The sequence below is a fragment of the Photobacterium piscicola genome, from assembly GCF_046058925.1.
In the GTDB taxonomy this organism is placed as follows: domain Bacteria; phylum Pseudomonadota; class Gammaproteobacteria; order Enterobacterales; family Vibrionaceae; genus Photobacterium; species Photobacterium piscicola.
On sequence record NZ_CP175535.1, the window covers coordinates 974,827 to 992,321 of the forward strand.

Below are 17,495 nucleotides of genomic sequence, written 5' to 3' on the forward strand. Positions count from 1 at the left end.
TTTAGTTAGATTAATTAGTTATGACTAAATGTTTAAGGATTTAGGTCATAATATGATTTTATGTATTTAATAAGCATAAATGACCAAAAAAAACGACTAACATGCTAATTATGTGGCATTGTTTAACTATATGCATATAATGCTCAAACTTAAGCATATATAAAATAAGGTTATAATGTCTATTAATTTTGATATCGTTATAGAGTCTGATGATTACACCGCAGAAATGAGTGCTGGATTAGAAACATTAGTTGGTGCTAGTGATGCTACCAGTCATATTGCTCATGCTCTTTTACTTGGCCGAGTAGCTAGAAAATTAAAAAAAGAAAAAAGTCGAATCAGTCAAACGATGCTGGGAACTTTTCAAGGTTCGTATGGCTTGAATTTTTGTATTGGAAGTGAAGATATTGAAATTAAGCAAAAAATTAATGATATTGGTCATGAAGTTTTCGCGGAGTTAACATCTTACTTCATAAATGAAGCTCTATATTTAGAAACTAATGTTCTATCACCTAAAGCTGAAAAGATTCTTATTAACTTAGGTGAAGATATACCAGAACAGCTTGTATCACAATTACAAAAGTCATCACTTCATAAGTTGCATAGTTACTCTAAAAATTTTGGTAAAAAAGTAAAGTTGCGTTATAAAAAGAATAAAGCTACACAGGTGACATTGGCTAATATTGATCAAAAATCTTATTTATCATTAGTTCCTAATACGGATTTAACTAAAGTTGTAATTGACGCAAGTATTACTCGTTTTAATATTAATACAGGTAATGGTCGACTTTATATTAAAGGTGCTGATGGAACTGTTGCATTTGGTTTTACAAATAAATATAAAGAAATTAAACATCATGCAAAAAAAATGTTTACTAATAATTTAGATAAATGTAATGGTACTCCTAATGATAATTGGGATACGTTAACTTTATCATGTACAACTTTACGCAATGGTAATGGTGCTATTGTGAAGTATCTAGTTCAAGGTGTTGAATAGGTGTATAACATATATAAAGGTATGGCTATTGTAATATCATTAGTTGTGATTTTTATTTTTTATTATCATTTCCACATTAAATTAAATTATCCCTTATCATCTAAACCATCAGATTGGGTTGATTTTAGTGATTATATTGGCGGTACTCTAGGTACAACATTCAGCTTTTTGTCATTTATATTTCTACTACATTCTCTAAAGTTGCAGAATATAGCCAATAAAGAATTACATAAAGAAACAAAAGTAAATAGGAAAAATGAAAAATTCAGACATTTTGAATCACATTTTTTTAATTTATTGGAAGCTCAACGTTCAGCTTTTGAAAAATTTAAATTTCAACTCTATGATGATGACGGTACTATTAATGAGTATATAGGGGTTGAAGCTGTTGTAGCGATAGAAAATTGTATTGAAGAGGCTAGAGATAATGGTTCTGATGATGCTGAAATTAAAGAATTCTTATTAATTGTTGATGAATCAGAAAAAATATATAATACAATGAGAATTTTCAATAATATGACTAAAATGATTTCAACGAAATTGTCTGAAGAAAACGGTTTTACTTATGACGATCGAAAATCTCAATTAGAGACATTGATAACATTTACGGAGTTCTCTCAATTAAGGCTTGTTTTGATTAGCATGCAATTTATGGAGCTTCCTCCAGCTAGATCATTACGAAATAATAATGAATTTATTTCACTTCTTACAGAACTAGGTTTAAATCTAGACCCATATTAATAAATTTAGCCGACTAGATTTAGTCGGCTAATATAATTTATTAAACTATATTATTGGTTCATATGTCGGAGCATATAATAGCTCTGGGTATCGATTCCGAATAGCGTTTAAAAAATTGTCTACGGCTTCTTGGTAATCACACTGATAATCTTCTACAAGTTGAATATCTTGTAAGGATTTCCCTTCAATCAAAGAACAAGAATATTTTTCTATTGGCTTCATTTTATTTAAAATATATTCAATTTTAAACGTTTCATTGACTTTATCTGATAGTAAACGATCTGTATTTAGCATTTTAAAAAATAATTTGTTTAGATATTTATCTTTTAAATGAAACTCTCCTAAATCAGAATTATAAAGATCTAGCATCTCATGTAATTCCCCAAAATCGTGATCAAATGTATTGGGTAAATCTATAGAACTAGAATATAGCTTATTTATATTCACATAATAAAATAAAGTGCTTAGAGAAGAATAGTCATGGAGTACTGTGTCATATAAAGTTGTACCATTGCTATAGTTTTCTACCTCTATGTCTTTTTCATGAGCTTTTTTCATAGCAAGTAAAACATCAGTAGTATAAATATGTTCATCATCAAGTTTGTCGATCATTGTGTGATGAGTGGGACACATCCATATCAGGTTTTCGTAAGAATTTATTTGCTCTTCTGGATAATTAGAATCAAATCTAGCTCCTTTTCTGCCAATAGCTACAATATGTGCTTTTTCACCAATAACTGAGTTATTATTAATTAGTAACCGCTTGCATATTTCTCCCTCATGTCGATAACTACATCGGCCTCCTGCGGAAGCAATAAGCTGTTTAACATCTTTTTCTTTATATTGACGTTTAATTGTTGTGCTCATAGTTTATAAATAAATGAATAAAAAGGATTTATAATATAACAATATAGCACTCTATCGATCCAGTTAATTGATTGACCTAGAGCATTAATCTAATTAAATTATGTTCAAATATAAGTTATAAATAATGATGACATCTCAAGGCAAGTTCTTTAGCATTCTCGCTGTTTGAATTATCTTTGTTTTAAGTACCCTCTCGTTCTCTGAGTTAATCTCCATTAATGCATGACCCATTAATATCTGTTCTGGCTTGAGCGAGATGCCTGCCTCGTTAGTCAGCTCCCCGTGATCAATCCGCCATCCTTTCCACTTAGGATTAATGGTTGCTAATTCCATGCCTCTGTATATGCGCATTAACCTTTTGCACTCTGGCGGAATCGGATTTCCCTTATCCCATCGCGTGACGGTTGTCACACTTTTGAAACAAAGTGCAGCGGTGTCTTTTTTGGATAATCCACAGACGAATTTACGGAAAATATAGTTCTGAGTAAGGTTGGTTCTCATAACATTACATTCCGTTTGTTTTGGTAAGTTTTTATGGATGCTTTTTTTTGCTTTTTATTTTGGTGTGATTCAATTAAATCAATAAGATATAAAGGAATAACTTTAACATAAGGCAAGTATAATACGCACTTAAGGTGTAACTCCCAAGGTAAAGTGTCTCTTTTCTGCAAAACTAAAATGTCTAGCTGATCAATTCATGATTGGTACTACGAGTTTCATTATTCAGGCAAACGTTCGGCTTGCTTTAACACTCCATTAAATATCGATTCGCTAATATAATCAGGAAAGTCTTTCGGTAATTGCTCACGAATAGTGTTGATGACGGCTGGTGTTTGGCTTTTCATTTCTATCATTAATTCACTGGCGCGTTGCTCTGAAAACCCAATAGCTTTAGCTGTGCTTAAAAAATGCCGTGGTTGAATAGTTTGCCATTTGTAATACTTCTTAGTGCCAATGAGTGCCATCGCCATTTTTGCTTTTTGTTTCGGAATGCTTTTTGAATCCATTAAAGGATAAGCAGAAATAATGTCATATAATGGCGTCATGCTGTAACGGCTTTCAGGTTCTAGAAATAAGCTGAAGTTTTTTCCGTGTCCATCAATGGCAGCTAAGAGCCAAAACAGAACTTGGGCTTTAAAAAACACCTCGCGATCATGGCTTGACGTTCGAGAACCTAGCAAAAACTGCATGATGTTAGAGATACCTGGACCACCATCAGATTCATACTTTAATGCTGGCGCAACACCCAATGCTTGGCACATGTCTTCTTGTGGCAATCGCATTAGCCAACTGCCATCTTGCGACCAGCGGCGATCAAAACGTTTGAGTGCTAGTGCTTTAATGTTCTCTACATAAACAACGTTAGCTTCATTAACACTAAAACCATAAGCGGCTGCAATTTTTAAACATAGCCATTCGTTTTCACAGCTATCGCTTAAATCGATATTTTTATGTGGCAAGATCCCTATTGGTAGTTTAAGTATATGGCTTGTTGGTGTCGATCCTTGTGGTAAATGCCATTGATTTTTATACCACAATAAGCCTGTCTTCTCTTGCGCACCTGCGATGGAGATTCGAAAATCATCCGTATCCTCTAACATACCTAATGGTGCATCACTTTGATAACCTCTTAATACTTGTGCCATACGGGTATCAGTTAATGGCTCTGCGTGTACTTGTCGTACATCTTCTAAAATTACATCGGGTGAATATAGCTGAATTGCACCAACACAATCTCCTCCAATTTTACTAAGGAGATCAAAGGGACGCTTGGTAGTAGCTTTAAAACGAGATTGAATGCGATTGCGGATTTCTTCGTTATCAGGCAATAAATTATCAAAAAAGTTATAGGGAATGTCGCCATGATAAGGATCCTGACGTAATGGCATCGAAAGTGAAATCGCACGCGATCCTGCACGAGCAAGCCATGTTGAATGGTACTGAAAGGATATGGCACCTGATGATGCTTTTGATAATGTGCCAACTAAAATCCCATTCATTGCCACGGATAACTTTTCCATAGTTACCATTCCTCATTCCATTGTTGATTGCTGTTCTGTGTTTCTGTATTACTATTACGAGGCTGAACATGCAATTCGAGATCTAATGCCGCCAATAATTTAAATAGCGTCTCAACCTTAGTGCCTTCTGGCATATTCTCAAATGCTGATACGGTCGTTTGTTTTATGCCAACTAATTTAGCGGTATCACTTTGCGTTATTTTTTGTGCTTTGCGTTGGTCTCTTACTGCATTTGCTAGCATTTTTGCCGATGTTATTTGCATTTTATCACCACATTTAAATTATCCTCTGTAAGGGATATTTAAATATTATCCCTTGCAGGGGGTATTTGCAAGTTATCCTCTGTAAGGGATAAAACTCGGCAAGCATACATTTTTATTAAACACCTATCTATTGACTGTATTGCCTTAGATATAATGTTCTTGTTTTACGTAACTGACTAACTTCCCTACTCTTTAACCCTGCTTTCACCAAATACAAAAATACCGCCCAAATAGACGGTATTAGATTGGTTCTAGTTATTTAGACTTCTCTAAACCATCAAACATTGTGGGCGGCATGTCTTTTAAAATTAATGACCATGCATTGCCGCTAAAATTGTTCTTCTCGGTGTCTTTAAACCAATAGTAAGTCGGCAGCCCTGAGTACGTTAGTTGCAACTTGTTGAGCTCATTATTGTATATTTTGCGTGTATTGATATTTCCCCGATGCTGATGGCTAATTAGTTACAGTGTCACTCTGGCGCTATATAAATGCGCGGCATAGGTTGTTTGTTGTAGCAACAGTTAACTGCTCGATAACTATCAAATATATTCATTTATAGAGATAGCTCGCGAAAAAGCTTTTTTATGCTTAATTTTTAGCATAATACAATTAGGCTTTTAGCCAACCATTAAATTGCTCGTGAATAGGAAATCAAAGTGGATATATCGAAGCTATTATTTGAGGTACTTGAACAGGTTTGGTATCTAATACCATTAGTTATCTTGGTTAATATCTTCAAAAGCTGTTGGTTTAAAGGTATTTTTGGTGAGTTTATTGTAAACCGCCTTTTACTCAAGCTTCCAAAATCGGATTATACACTCATCAAAGATGTTACCTTACAGACCGATGATGGTACGACTCAAATTGACCATGTTGTTATGTCTAAGTTTGGTATTTTTGTCGTTGAAACAAAAAATATGAAAGGTTGGATTTTTGGTTCTGCTCGGCAAAAACAATGGACACAAAAAATTTATCGACATTCCTCTAAGTTTCAAAATCCGCTCCATCAAAATTATAAACACGTTAAAACTCTTGAGTCACTGCTAGGTTGTAGCGGTGAACAATTGCATTCCGTGATTGTTTTTATTGGTGATAGCACTTTTAAAACTGAGATGCCACCTAACGTGACTTATGCTCGTGGCTGTATACGCTATATTAAACAGTTTGATGAGGTAGTATTTTCTGATGATGAATATTTGCGGTTAATAGAATCTTTGAATCAGATTAAGTTAAAACGTGGAATAACGACCAATTTAAAGCATCGTCAGCATGTGCGAAAGATAGTTACTGATAAAGAGTCTATAAAACTATGCCCTCGTTGTGGTTCTGCAATGTTAATGCGTGAAACAAAGCGTGGTGAGAATAAAGGTAAACAGTTTTGGGGCTGTTCTACGTTTCCTAAGTGTCGAGCGGTTGAACAATCTAACTCGCGGGATAGGTTAATATTTTAGATTCGTAAAGATGTAATAACGTACTGTCTAGTTAGAAATTTTGTCATCTCGTTAAGAATAGGCATTACTTATCGAGAAAGAATTACATTAAGCTTTGTTATGCATAGTGTTGTATTTATAATGATTTTATTCATAAATGTATTAAGGCTTTCATTACCATGCTGTCAGTTGTTGAATGGGTTGAGTTGTTCGAAAAACATCAATATGGCACTATTTCGATATTAATATTTATAACTATCTTAATGAATAGTAAAAGAATATTTGAATCATACTCGGATTTTAAAAAACACAGAATATTGACGATTAAGGCTGCTCTGTCTGATGATGAAGTTTCATCAAAAATGAAAGCACATTTAAAATCTGAGCTAAATGTTGAGCATTTCAGATTAATTCACGGTGTAAAACTGAGTGTTCCAATGTTAAATGCTCTATTTATATTAAATAGTAGAATAGAGAAAAGTGTTTCATTTGAACATTTGGTAATAATGTCTAAATCGTCCCCTTCTTTACAAGATATAGATAATGAATCATATAGAATAAAACTATCTCGTTTTGAGAACTTCTCTCTTTTATATAACCTTGTTTTGGGGTGTATAATATTACTTATGGGCATAACTGTATTAATTTTTTCGTTATCTTTTGGGGTTCCAATCTCAACAACAATGTTGAGTGTAATATCGATTTTTTTAGGTTTAATTATGCTTAAAGAATCTAGACCTTTTTTCTCTATACGTTTTATCAATGATGCTCTAAATGATTACCAAAATTTAACTAAATAATGTTTGATAAGGTCGATATTATCAGTCGACCTTCTTACTTTTTTCTACTGTAAATTCTCATTCATTACTCTGCTTGCCTTAATAACTACCCTAACCTTTCCGCAAATCGTGCTATCAAGAAATCAATAAACAATCGCAGCCGTTTGGGTTGGTATTGGCGGCTTTGGTAAATCACATTTAAGTCTGCACTGGCAGATGATGTCGATGCATTAAAGTTCTTCATATATCCATCAAGCACGGTGACCAGTCGCTGTTGTTTAATGTCTTGCTCAATATCTAAAATTGACTTTAACGCTATACCTGCGCTATCTAATGCCCATTGACGAATCACTTCGCCATCATCTGAGAATCGTTTGGGTAATACGGTTATAACGTTGTGTTGGGTGTCGTCGCTAAAATGCCATGTTTTCAGTTCTTCATTACTGCGTATCATGGCTAAACAATGATGATCAGCGAGATCTTGCGGTGTGATCGGTGTGCCTTTATTGGCTAAATATTGAGGTGTTGCACACAATACGCGTCTGCTGGATACCAGTTTGCGCGAGATTAGGTTGCTGTCTGCCAGTTCGCCATAACGGATAACAATATCTATGCCTGATTCCGCTAAGTTGGTGAGTTTATCGTCTAAATATAAGTATGGCACAACGTCTGGATACAATTCGCAAAACGCTGAAATTATTGGTGATATGTATTGCTTGCCTATGTCTCGGGGCGCAGCGATCTTTATCGTTCCGCGCACTTCTTGGCTACCGGTTTGGAGTAAGTTTTCTGTCTCTTTAACGCTGTCGATAATCTCTAAGCTGGCCTGATGATACATTGCGCCAGATTCTGTTAAAGAGAGATGCCTTGTACTGCGATTGAGCAACTTAACCCCATAGCGATCTTCTAATGCTTGTAGCCTTGCAGTGACGGTTGCTGGTGATAATCCTAGCTCTCTTCCTGCTGCCGCTAAGCCTTGGTTTTTGACGATGCTGATAAATAACGTCATATCAGAAAATTTATCCATGCCCTTACCTTGTGTTTATTGTTCAGCTCATCCGAATAATCATTTTAAATTTTACCCAATTATCAAATTCTATCAAATCAATATACTGACATCATCCAAACAAGATTAGACAGAAAGGAAATGAAGATGTCGATGATGAGCAAGCTTTTTGAATCAACACAGCTTAAGTCACTGAATTTACAAAACCGTATTGTGATGGCACCGATGACACGAGCGCGTAGTAGCCAACCGGGTAATATTCCAAACGCGATAATGGCGAACTATTACCAACAACGTGCCAGTGCGGGATTAATTATCTCGGAAGCAACCCAGATCTCAGATGATTCACAAGGCTATTCGTTCACTCCGGGTGTTTATACTAATGAGCAAGTCGCTGGCTGGAAAACAGTGACTCAAGCGGCAAAAGCGCAAGGTGCGGCAATGTTTTGTCAGTTATGGCATGTGGGCCGTGTGTCTCATCCTACCTTTCAAAATGGTGATAAACCTATTGCGCCATCAGCACTTAAACCAGTAGAAACCAAAGTGTGGATCGCTGATGAACAAGGTAATGGCAACATGGTCGATTGTGTTGAACCAAGAGCTATGACCCAAGTAGATATTGAACGAGTGGTAGCTGATTTTGCTCATGCTGCGAAACGTGCGATTGATGCTGGCTTTGATGGTGTCGAAATTCACGGTGGTAACGGTTATCTTATCGATCAGTTCTTACGTACTAATTCTAATCATCGTACAGATAGTTACGGTGTCACTAGAGAGAACCGTATTCGTTTCTTATTAGAAGTCGTTGATGCGGTAAGTCATGTGATTGGTGCGCATAAAGTGGGTGTTCGACTGGCGCCCTTCATTACCTTTAAAGACATGAATTGCCCTGATATTGTGCCGACCATTTTAGAGGCGACAAAACAGCTTCAAGCCCGTGATATTGGCTATTTGCATTTGTCGGAAGCGGATTGGGATGATGCGCCAGTGATCCCTGAGCAGTTTAGAATTGAGTTGCGTGAGTATTTCACTAATACGATCATTGTCGCGGGCAGTTATACTCAAGCGCGGGCTGATGAAGTGCTTAATAAAGGCTACGCTGATTTGGTTGCGTTCGGGCGTCCATTTATTGCTAATCCTGATTTTGTTTCGCGGTTACAACACCAACAATCGTTAGCCGAATTGGATGGCACTACGCTATTTGGTGGGAATGAACACGGTTATACTGATTATCCTGTATTGTTTAATCAAACCAACAATTAACTCTTAGATATTATCCATGAATTATCCGCTATAGGGGATAAAAACAATATATCCGCTACAACGGATAAATAAGTTAAATTAGATAAGTGGTTAAGGCGATGTGAATATGTAGAAAAATGCTTAGTGTGAGTGTATGCGAGAGAAACAATAGTGGTAATGGAATGGTTGACTAACCTACTACTATTGTCGAAATAGTAGTAGGCCAAACGTCATGAATAGAAAGATTCTATTCTTCAGTTTCTTTAAGCTTACTAAGCTCTATTTCAATTTTTTCAATTTCGGCAGTGTAACGTGCTTTACTTGCACCATCTCTAGTAGATTTAGACATGGCTTGTAACTTAGAAAGCTTTTTTGTAAGTGTAGCTAATTGATTCTGGGTTCTACGATTGCTGCTCATTAATAAATGGTACTCCGATAAATGATGTTATTTGTTGTATTACTACGGTTAAATTATATATCAATACAATAGTTTAACTAAGTAAATGCTCAATGCTATTGTATTTCTAGCTCGTTACATTTATAGCGTAGCATATAAGACTACAAATAATGAAATATTAATATAGTTTAGTTTGTTTTTGATAACTAACGCTTGTTATCAATGCTATCAGTGGTCGATAATTCCACCAAGATCATAACATTGGCATTACGAGTGCTGCCTGTCGTTAATAAATCATGGAAAACGTGGGTATCTACTTGTGTGCCCAGTTTGAGTTGTACAATTTCTATCACCCCTGTTATTACGATGAATTTATTGCTCCATTGTAATTGCTATTGTTGAGTTGTCATAAATCAAATATAAAAAAATCCACATCGTTAAATGTGGATTTAGATACGGTTTGTAACAGTAATATTAACCGATATTTTTGCAGCGTGAAGCTAAGATAGGATCAACATTACCTTGAATCTTTTGGATTTTAGCGGCGCGTTGGCATTCCCATTTTGATACTGGGTATTGCTTGTCCCATGCACTCATAAGCTGACGTTGTTGACGGCTCATTTTGTAGCTTGGGTATACCGCTTCAAAATACATGTAAGTCCGTGCGATAACACCACGAGCGCGTTCTGGTGGCTGTGCATCATGGTCTTTTTTATCAATGATCATGTCGCAGCTACCAAATGAACGGTAGTCTTTGCTGACTGTTTTTGGCAACATGACATAGTTGTAGTTTTGACGAGCTGCGTTAACCGCACCCACCGCTGGATATAGGTTATAAAGGTCTGATTGCATTAAGCGGTATTCAGCATTTGCTTTTTCAGCACACTTACGGCCTTTAAATGATTTACCTTTGCTATCAACACACACTTTTGCGCCTTCACGCCATTCTGAAAATGAGCGACCAAAGTTCTCCGCAGGCACTACATGCTCTGCCTCCCAACGTTTAACGCGCTTTTTATACACGTCTGTCGTGAAGCCAGATGGTAAGGTAACGTATTTTTTATTATTAAAATCAGCACCACAGTAAATAGTTTTCATATCAACAGGGTTAGTATAAATCTGCTGTTGCATGATTTTTTTTGCTTTGCTGAATGATTGGTTAGTTGTGTTACCTTGTGGCGATTGTGCAAATGCAAGCGTCGGCAATAGTGCCACACTGAGTAGAATAATATTAGTTCGATTCACGGTGTTCTCTTTTTATTAGGCGCGTTTAATTCGTCAATAGACTGACGCAGTGAAATACCAAAGCGTTATAGTTTTGGCCTAGTTATTTGAAAATTAGTAATAGTTAAATGGGGCTTATTCGGAAACGATCACTTTTACACGCCCTACATCGCCTGAGGTTAGGCGTACTTTAATGCCATGTGGGTGTGTGGGAGAATTAGTGAGAATTTTCTCTACCGTACCTGATGTTAGTTTTCCACTACGTTGATCTTGCTTTAATACAATTTGTACATCTAATCCAACGTGGATATTTGAACGGTTAGTGCCTGACATATTGACTCTTTTGTTTTTAATTTTTGAAATTGTATTATTGAGTTTTTACAGTAAAACGCAACTTAATATTAAAAGATGATTATTTAATATACACAATTAACGGAAGTAGCTTATTGATACAGCCTTGAGTAAGGGTTTATTGCTAGTATTAAAAGATAAATAAGCCAGATAAATAAAGGTCAAAGGATATGAAACATATTGGATTAGTCGCAGCTTTAGGATTGATGAGTTTCAATGTGGTTGCGGCAGAACAAACATCACAACCAACCTGTGATGCGGGTTTTACAAGCATTGTAACGGGCGACTATAGTAAAACACCACAACATACTTGCTTGCCAACCGATAATAAACAAGCGGTAAAAATTAAGCTTAATCAAACTTTTCAGTTAAGCCTACCAGCAAGTCCTTCTACGGGTTTTTCATGGGCATTACGTTCTATGCCAAATGCATTGATGCTATTGAGTATTGATTATCACAACTCAGAGCAGTGTCAGAAAGGCATGACTGGTTGTAGTGGTTTAAGAACTTACACTTTTAAAGCGGTAACAAAGGGAGTCGGTGAATTAAAATTAAATTATGGTCGCTCTTGGGAAAAAGAAGATTGGGAAACTAAAACTATTACGATTGCTGTCCATCAGTAATAGACGTGTTATTTATGCTAATGTAAAAACAAAGCCCTTTTGATTGAGGGCTTTGGTATATAAGACTACTGTTTAAGCGCGGGACAATCTTTTGGAAGTAACTGTTCGGGTATTACAGGCCCTATTCCCATATCCGCTGTCCAACCTTTTAATCCTCCAGTTTTAGGATCAAAATCACTGCATTTATACGGTTTGTTTTTTATTAGCGTTGCAGGTGTTGTCTGTTGCGCTGTCGTGCCGTTATTTTTGGTCTGCTCACTTTTGATCATTGTAAACACTAGGCTACAGATTACGATTCCGCCAAGTACCACCAATGCAGATTTCGTTGATTTTTTCATGGGCGATCCCTTTTTGTAAAATACGGGTAATTATTTATCTTCCATTTAATATTTATTTTATAGAGAAGATCAAATTATGTAATTAAACATACCCGTTATTGCTTGTTTAATCACCAATTTAATTATTTATTGACATAATGATGTTAATAATGAGGTCACGGTTTGATAACGAATAGGTAATTGGCGGTGCTGTTTTTGAATAATGAAAAGTTGTTCAGTGACTAACTTTGGGGGGGATACAACATACAATTTATGCTTATTCGTAAAATGGTCAATGGCACTTTGTGGTAATACGGTAAAGCCAATACCTTCCGCAACAGCAACTAGAATCTGATTTAGTTGATTGATGTAGCTCGTGATTGGTAATTGTTCGATTTTAACTGCGGCTAAATGTTTATGACCACAATGTAGAAAGTATTTAGATAAATAATATTGTGCATCAGGATGATCAATAAGGCCGCAGGTTGTTAGGGTTTCATCTGTAAGATTATGATCTTTGTAATGTAGCGGTAAGACTAAACATAAGGCTTCTTGTCCGATTAAGGTGGTTTTAAAGAGATCGTTTACTGGTTGTTGAGTAACAATGCCCATATCTATCGTATTACTTTCAATGTTATCTAAGATTTTATGATTAGGGGCGGCTTCTAGATGAAAATGCAATTTAGAATGTTGCTGCTGTAAGTGTAATAACTGGGGATATAACGATAATGCAAATGAGCCTGAACAAGCAAGCTTGCAGGTGCCTTCATAAGGACTGTCTGTTTGTAAGTCATTCATTAACGTTTGATATTGGTGTGTTTGCTGCTCGGCAAATTGATAAACTCGCAATCCTTGTTCGGTGATTTCAAATTGTTTGTTATAGCGTGTTATAAGTTCATAACCACAAGCGTGTTCTAATTTTTTGATGTGTTGGCTAACACCTGGTTGTGTCATATGTAAAAGATCAGCGGTTTGAGTAAAATGTCCGGTTTCGACTAGTGTTTTAAAGGTTGTTAACCATTGCGGATTTATCATCTGGCGCTCGCATAAGATCATTACAATAAATTATGATAAAAAGAATAAATGATAACTGTATTCTTATCAATTATCTTATGCAGTCACTCATTTTTATCGTTTATTACAACTGTCTATTTAAATTTAAGTCATTGTTTGTTGATATTCTTTTAGAGATAAACCAAATTGCTTTTTAAACCGCTGTGCGAAACGAGTTTCTGATTGATAACCACAAAGTTGTGCTAAATCAAGCTGCGTATAATGTTGCTGTTGTAATAAAGTTAATGCGTAGCCCATTCTTAATTCAGCTAAAACTTCTCGAAACTGGGTGGATTCTTCACGTAAACGTCGAATTAATGTCGACTTACTTAATCCTAAATGCTGACAGGCTGATTCAATACTATGATGCTCGCTTGGTTGCTGTCTAAATAACTCTACCAATTTGTCGCGCCATGATAAATCTTGATAACTAAACAGTTGATGAAGCTTGCCGATATTGGCTAAGTATTCAAAGAAAGCATTAACCAAACACTGCTGAACGTTACACGGTAATGTCTTTGGCATGTTAACCAAGTTCATAAACAGATACTCACCTTCTTCATCAAACAAGTAATTGGGCGCAGTATTATGATGAGAATGTTGGCGAGAACGTTGAATAAGAGCTGTACTAGGTCGCGTTAAAAAGCACAATTGTAATGATGAAAAAGTGTTTTTTGAGGGCTCATTAATAAATGTATATTGTGAATGACCGGCCGTTAGCAACCAATTATTACGATCTATGCTTATCCAATCATTTTGCCATTGCAGCTTTTTGACACCGGTTTGCACCCAAACTACCGATGGATAAATGAAGGGTACATTACGTAATGATTGTGATTTTTGCCCTGTATAATAGATGCACTGAACAACTGAAGCCAAACTATTCCCCTTTATCGATCTGCTGTTATTAATGCTATCAATCAAGAAAGCCCCATAACATTTTACTATTACTGAGGCTTTTCTTTTTAATCAACATTATTAGCGTTGGTAATGCGCTGTAATGGTTGATTTAGCGAGTGCTGTACCATTAAGCATGAAACTGACTAATGCACATGAAGCATCATCAGGTACTTCTAGCTTCTCACATGGTAATGCCCATACTGTAAAGACGTAACGATGAACACCATGACCTTCAGGAGGACATGCGCCGCCGTAGCCATTAAAACCATAGTCATTACGCATTTCTAAACCAGCGGCAAGATGTGAAGATACCCCTTCAGCTAATTCCTGTGTTGATGCTGGAATGTTAATTACTTGCCAATGCCAGAAACCACAATCAGTTGGTGCATCTGGGTCAAAACATGTTACTGCAAAACTTTTTGTACCTTGGGGTGCATTTTCCCAAGCAAGTTGCGGTGAAATATTATCGCCATCATTACCAAAGCTATTAAATGAAAAACGCTTTTCATGATGTTGGCCTTCAGCGATGCTGTTACTTGTTAGTGTAAATGTTGACATGATTATATGCTCTATTTATTGTCGATGGCACTACTATACGAGTTTTGATTGAATGTTTTTCACCTTTAAGTGTCAATTTACACCTAATTAAGCTTGTTTGTGACTCTTTTTGTTTTTATTGCTCTTTGTATCTATAAATAATTGAGGAAGAGCCATCGACGATTAATAAACCCTACCAATCAAGACCATAAATAAATTGAATTGTTCTGATATTGATACTGTATTTATAATCAGTGTTATTTTATCCAGTATAATAGACGGACTTATATGCGTATTGAATTAATGCTTAACAAAAATAACGTACCTGAAGCTACTTTTAGTCAGGTTGAGTCAGAGTTTACTCGACGTATGGCAGTCTCATGGCCAGATGCATTAGTGCGTGTACGTTTAGGTGGAAGTAATGAAATAAGCGTATTGGGTGGTTTAAAAGAAGATAAACAACAAGTCGAATTAGAACTTGAAGTGATGTTCGACGAAGCTGATGATTGGCTCGAACAACCAAATTACGATATGTGATCCGTTATAATTGCACATTGAGCTTGCTAAATTGAGACTGATGACGTTACTAATAAGTGTTTATAATAAGTATATTGTTATTAATTGGTAACCGTTATTATGAATACATTTATTTCAAAAGACATCTGGTCTGATTTTACAGCTGATCCTGAATTTCCAGGCTTTAGTTTTCGAGACACAGATGAAAGCAATACCAATTGTGTAACAGCATTACTTGAACGTTGGGAAGCTGGTACTGTAGAAGATGCGCATCATCACCCACATGATGATATGTCTATTATTGTAACAGGTGAAATCGCTATTCAATTCCATCTTCGTGTTGATGGTGAATTAGTAAATGATGGCGAACCTATGATCTTAAAAGCAGGCCAAACAGGTTATATCAAAGCAAACCGTATCCATAGTGTGGTATATACGACGGATTGTGACATGGTATATATCCAGAATAAAACCTTCGGTTTTGAAGTTGATAAGTAATTATTAGCAAAATTGTTGTATAAAAAACTCTCATTCTTTTTCTTTAAAGTGAGAGTTTTTTTAGATAAAACAATGTGTTGATTAATACTAGCTTTGGGAAGCATTAGCAATAATTTAGAAAAAAAATGCATCACTTATTTTTATTTTGTGGTTTTTATCGCATGTTATTAAAACTATTCTGACTCAATCATTTAATCCTATATATTGAACATATGTTAAATAATATGGTGTGTTTATGTATATTTTAATAAAAAATTTCGTCTGTCCAAAATGTGGACAATCAGAATATCTCGAAGGCAAAAGTATCATTTTATGCATTTGTGGCTATCGTACTGAGTACCTTAGAAAATAATAGCAACGCATTTACACTCAGATAGAATACCGCTCAATATTCTGATTATCTCGAGTGGTTATTCTTTTATGGTGTCTAAGTACAATGCTGATTGTACTTCGTTTTATTTCATAAGATTACGTATAATTTCTTTTGTATCTGAAATTAATGTTACGTCTTTATGTGCGATTAATTTAACAATGAGTCCTTCATAAAGTAATTCAATATGAAAAGCTAACTGAGAATTTTCAATGCCCAATGCAGTCAATCTTTTTTGCGTTTCAATGTAAGAAGCCTGCTTATGCTTCACTGCTAACTGATGCAATGGATGCTGTGCATCTGAAAATTCTCGACAAGCAACCATAAAGATACAACCATAGAATTGTTGGTTAGTTATTAACATTTCTAATTCACTAAACCGAGCCAAAACTAATTCTTTCTTATCCTCAATAACATTCCATTCTTCAGCCCAATTTTGTTGAATATTATGGCTAAACGAAGTTAATGCCTCGATTACCAGCCCCTCTTTATTGCCAAAGTTATTATAAATTGTTTTCTTAGATATTTTAGTGTGTTCAGCAATCGTATCAACCCCCGTCAGAGTGATACCCTCTTTTTGTGCTAGTTCTAGAAAACCCGTAATTAATTTCTGCCGTTTGGTCATTTGCTATATTGCCTTATTTATTCGTTATTTTTGATTATACACAGGTCTGTGTAAAAATAATTGTATTTCAAAAAAAGTAGCTTATAATAATTTACACAGACTTGTGTAAAAAGAGATTAAAATGAAAATATATAGCTTTCCATATTCCTTACCTAGCTACCGTACGCGATTGGCTGCATCACTACTTGGTTTTAATATTGAAGATCAAATTATTGACTTGAGTAAGAACGAACAAAAATCACCTGAATTCTTAGCGATTAACCCTCTAGGTAAAGTTCCGGTCATGACAGATGATCACTTGATCGTCACTGACTCAATGGCTATTTTGCGTTACTTAGCGAGAAAATCTCAAACTGAGCATTGGTATCCAGAATCCGATATTGCAACCGCAGCTAAGATTGATTCGCTATTATCTTTAGTCAGTAATGAATTATATGAAGGAATTGAAAAAGCACGATTAATTACTGCTTTTAAAATGTTACCTGAAGAATTATTGCCACAATGTGAAATGATAACGCATGGCGCTTTACAGATCTTAAACACTCAATTAGAAGGTAACGTATTTTTAGTTAACGATACGCCAACCATTGCAGATATTGCTGTTGCTTCAACACTGCTCTTTATTGATGAAGCTTCTTTTAGTTTAGATAACTATAAAAATATTCAAAATTGGCTTAATAACATCAAATCATTAGCTGGGTTTATTCAACCAACGTTTCTTTAATTTATTTACA

The 17,495-nt window shown here is 35.5% G+C and carries 22 protein-coding genes; 9 read left to right on the forward strand and 13 right to left on the reverse strand.

Translation table 11 applies throughout. The annotated features are described in order from the left end of the window. The first annotated feature begins 175 nt into the window (after positions 1–175). Together ACJZU6_RS18985 and ACJZU6_RS18990 are read left to right on the forward strand one after the other, a co-directional pair. Entirely contained in the window at positions 176–1,000 is an 825-nt protein-coding gene (locus ACJZU6_RS18985) for a hypothetical protein (protein WP_408901098.1), read from the forward strand. Then, positions 1,001–1,741 carry a hypothetical protein gene (locus ACJZU6_RS18990; protein WP_408901099.1) on the forward strand — a complete coding sequence of 247 codons (741 nt, stop codon included), beginning with the start codon at positions 1,001–1,003 and terminating at the stop codon, positions 1,739–1,741. 45 nt (positions 1,742–1,786) lie between these two features. Here the strand turns inward: ACJZU6_RS18990 and ACJZU6_RS18995 are convergent, their stop codons facing one another. The 3 genes from ACJZU6_RS18995 to ACJZU6_RS19005 all read right to left on the reverse strand — a co-directional run bounded on the left by ACJZU6_RS18995 (position 1,787) and on the right by ACJZU6_RS19005 (position 4,892). Further along, the gene (locus ACJZU6_RS18995; RefSeq protein WP_408901100.1) at positions 1,787–2,608 is read right to left on the reverse strand and encodes an HNH endonuclease; all 822 of its coding nucleotides are present in this window, start codon (positions 2,606–2,608) and stop codon (positions 1,787–1,789) included. Positions 2,609–3,327: 719 nt separating this feature from the next. Then, complete coding sequence (locus ACJZU6_RS19000) at positions 3,328–4,629, reverse strand: type II toxin-antitoxin system HipA family toxin (RefSeq protein ID WP_408901101.1); 1,302 nt, start codon at positions 4,627–4,629, stop codon at positions 3,328–3,330. Positions 4,630–4,631: 2 nt separating this feature from the next. Next, on the reverse strand, positions 4,632–4,892 hold the full coding sequence (locus ACJZU6_RS19005; RefSeq protein WP_297480532.1) for a helix-turn-helix domain-containing protein: 261 nt from the start codon (positions 4,890–4,892) through the stop codon (positions 4,632–4,634). A 657-nt stretch (positions 4,893–5,549) separates the two neighbouring features. On the opposite strand from ACJZU6_RS19005, the gene ACJZU6_RS19010 reads away from it, so the two are divergent. Next, positions 5,550–6,344, forward strand: a complete 795-nt coding sequence (locus ACJZU6_RS19010) for an NERD domain-containing protein (RefSeq protein WP_408901102.1) — start codon at positions 5,550–5,552, stop codon at positions 6,342–6,344. Between the two features lie 158 nt (positions 6,345–6,502). Next, on the forward strand, positions 6,503–7,123 hold the full coding sequence (locus ACJZU6_RS19015) for a hypothetical protein (protein ID WP_408901103.1): 621 nt from the start codon (positions 6,503–6,505) through the stop codon (positions 7,121–7,123). 85 nt (positions 7,124–7,208) lie between these two features. On the opposite strand, the gene ACJZU6_RS19020 is transcribed toward ACJZU6_RS19015, so the two are convergent. After that, positions 7,209–8,129 (reverse strand): LysR family transcriptional regulator, encoded by a 921-nt coding sequence (locus ACJZU6_RS19020; protein ID WP_408901104.1) that lies wholly within the window; start codon positions 8,127–8,129, stop codon positions 7,209–7,211. Between the two features lie 135 nt (positions 8,130–8,264). Here ACJZU6_RS19020 and ACJZU6_RS19025 point away from each other — a divergent pair, with 135 nt between their 5' ends. Further along, entirely contained in the window at positions 8,265–9,371 is a 1,107-nt protein-coding gene (locus ACJZU6_RS19025; RefSeq protein ID WP_408901521.1) for an alkene reductase, read from the forward strand. 226 nt (positions 9,372–9,597) lie between these two features. Here the strand turns inward: ACJZU6_RS19025 and ACJZU6_RS19030 are convergent, their stop codons facing one another. From ACJZU6_RS19030 to ACJZU6_RS19045, 4 genes are all read right to left on the reverse strand, one after another. After that, positions 9,598–9,768, reverse strand: a complete 171-nt coding sequence (locus ACJZU6_RS19030) for a hypothetical protein (RefSeq protein WP_158258910.1) — start codon at positions 9,766–9,768, stop codon at positions 9,598–9,600. A gap of 185 nt (positions 9,769–9,953) precedes the next feature. Then, on the reverse strand, positions 9,954–10,100 hold the full coding sequence (locus tag ACJZU6_RS19035; RefSeq protein WP_408901105.1) for a hypothetical protein: 147 nt from the start codon (positions 10,098–10,100) through the stop codon (positions 9,954–9,956). A 121-nt stretch (positions 10,101–10,221) separates the two neighbouring features. Further along, positions 10,222–10,992, reverse strand: a complete 771-nt coding sequence (locus ACJZU6_RS19040; RefSeq protein ID WP_408901106.1) for an endonuclease — start codon at positions 10,990–10,992, stop codon at positions 10,222–10,224. Positions 10,993–11,106: 114 nt separating this feature from the next. Continuing rightward, the gene (locus ACJZU6_RS19045; protein WP_080155945.1) at positions 11,107–11,304 is read right to left on the reverse strand and encodes a YwbE family protein; all 198 of its coding nucleotides are present in this window, start codon (positions 11,302–11,304) and stop codon (positions 11,107–11,109) included. A gap of 188 nt (positions 11,305–11,492) precedes the next feature. Between ACJZU6_RS19045 and ACJZU6_RS19050 the strand changes: the two genes are divergently transcribed. Then, positions 11,493–11,945, forward strand: a complete 453-nt coding sequence (locus ACJZU6_RS19050) for a protease inhibitor I42 family protein (RefSeq protein ID WP_408901107.1) — start codon at positions 11,493–11,495, stop codon at positions 11,943–11,945. Positions 11,946–12,010: 65 nt separating this feature from the next. On the opposite strand, the gene ACJZU6_RS19055 is transcribed toward ACJZU6_RS19050, so the two are convergent. From ACJZU6_RS19055 to ACJZU6_RS19070, 4 genes are all read right to left on the reverse strand, one after another. Beyond that, the gene (locus tag ACJZU6_RS19055) at positions 12,011–12,283 is read right to left on the reverse strand and encodes a hypothetical protein (RefSeq protein WP_080155947.1); all 273 of its coding nucleotides are present in this window, start codon (positions 12,281–12,283) and stop codon (positions 12,011–12,013) included. A 126-nt stretch (positions 12,284–12,409) separates the two neighbouring features. After that, complete coding sequence (locus ACJZU6_RS19060; protein ID WP_080155948.1) at positions 12,410–13,297, reverse strand: LysR family transcriptional regulator; 888 nt, start codon at positions 13,295–13,297, stop codon at positions 12,410–12,412. A 123-nt stretch (positions 13,298–13,420) separates the two neighbouring features. After that, positions 13,421–14,194 (reverse strand): helix-turn-helix transcriptional regulator, encoded by a 774-nt coding sequence (locus tag ACJZU6_RS19065; RefSeq protein ID WP_408901108.1) that lies wholly within the window; start codon positions 14,192–14,194, stop codon positions 13,421–13,423. A gap of 99 nt (positions 14,195–14,293) precedes the next feature. Then, on the reverse strand, positions 14,294–14,773 hold the full coding sequence (locus tag ACJZU6_RS19070; RefSeq protein WP_408901109.1) for a YbhB/YbcL family Raf kinase inhibitor-like protein: 480 nt from the start codon (positions 14,771–14,773) through the stop codon (positions 14,294–14,296). A gap of 267 nt (positions 14,774–15,040) precedes the next feature. On the opposite strand from ACJZU6_RS19070, the gene ACJZU6_RS19075 reads away from it, so the two are divergent. Further along, positions 15,041–15,289 carry a DinI-like family protein gene (locus ACJZU6_RS19075; protein WP_327772116.1) on the forward strand — a complete coding sequence of 83 codons (249 nt, stop codon included), beginning with the start codon at positions 15,041–15,043 and terminating at the stop codon, positions 15,287–15,289. 99 nt (positions 15,290–15,388) lie between these two features. Further along, a complete protein-coding gene (locus ACJZU6_RS19080) occupies positions 15,389–15,766 on the forward strand; it encodes a cupin domain-containing protein (protein ID WP_297480567.1) in 378 nt (125 codons plus the stop codon). Positions 15,767–16,221: 455 nt separating this feature from the next. Here ACJZU6_RS19080 and ACJZU6_RS19085 read toward each other — a convergent pair whose 3' ends face one another. Then, positions 16,222–16,761, reverse strand: a complete 540-nt coding sequence (locus ACJZU6_RS19085) for a TetR family transcriptional regulator (protein ID WP_080155953.1) — start codon at positions 16,759–16,761, stop codon at positions 16,222–16,224. A 121-nt stretch (positions 16,762–16,882) separates the two neighbouring features. Between ACJZU6_RS19085 and ACJZU6_RS19090 the strand changes: the two genes are divergently transcribed. Next, the gene (locus ACJZU6_RS19090) at positions 16,883–17,485 is read left to right on the forward strand and encodes a glutathione S-transferase family protein (protein WP_080155954.1); all 603 of its coding nucleotides are present in this window, start codon (positions 16,883–16,885) and stop codon (positions 17,483–17,485) included. The last annotated feature ends 10 nt before the right edge of the window (positions 17,486–17,495 follow it).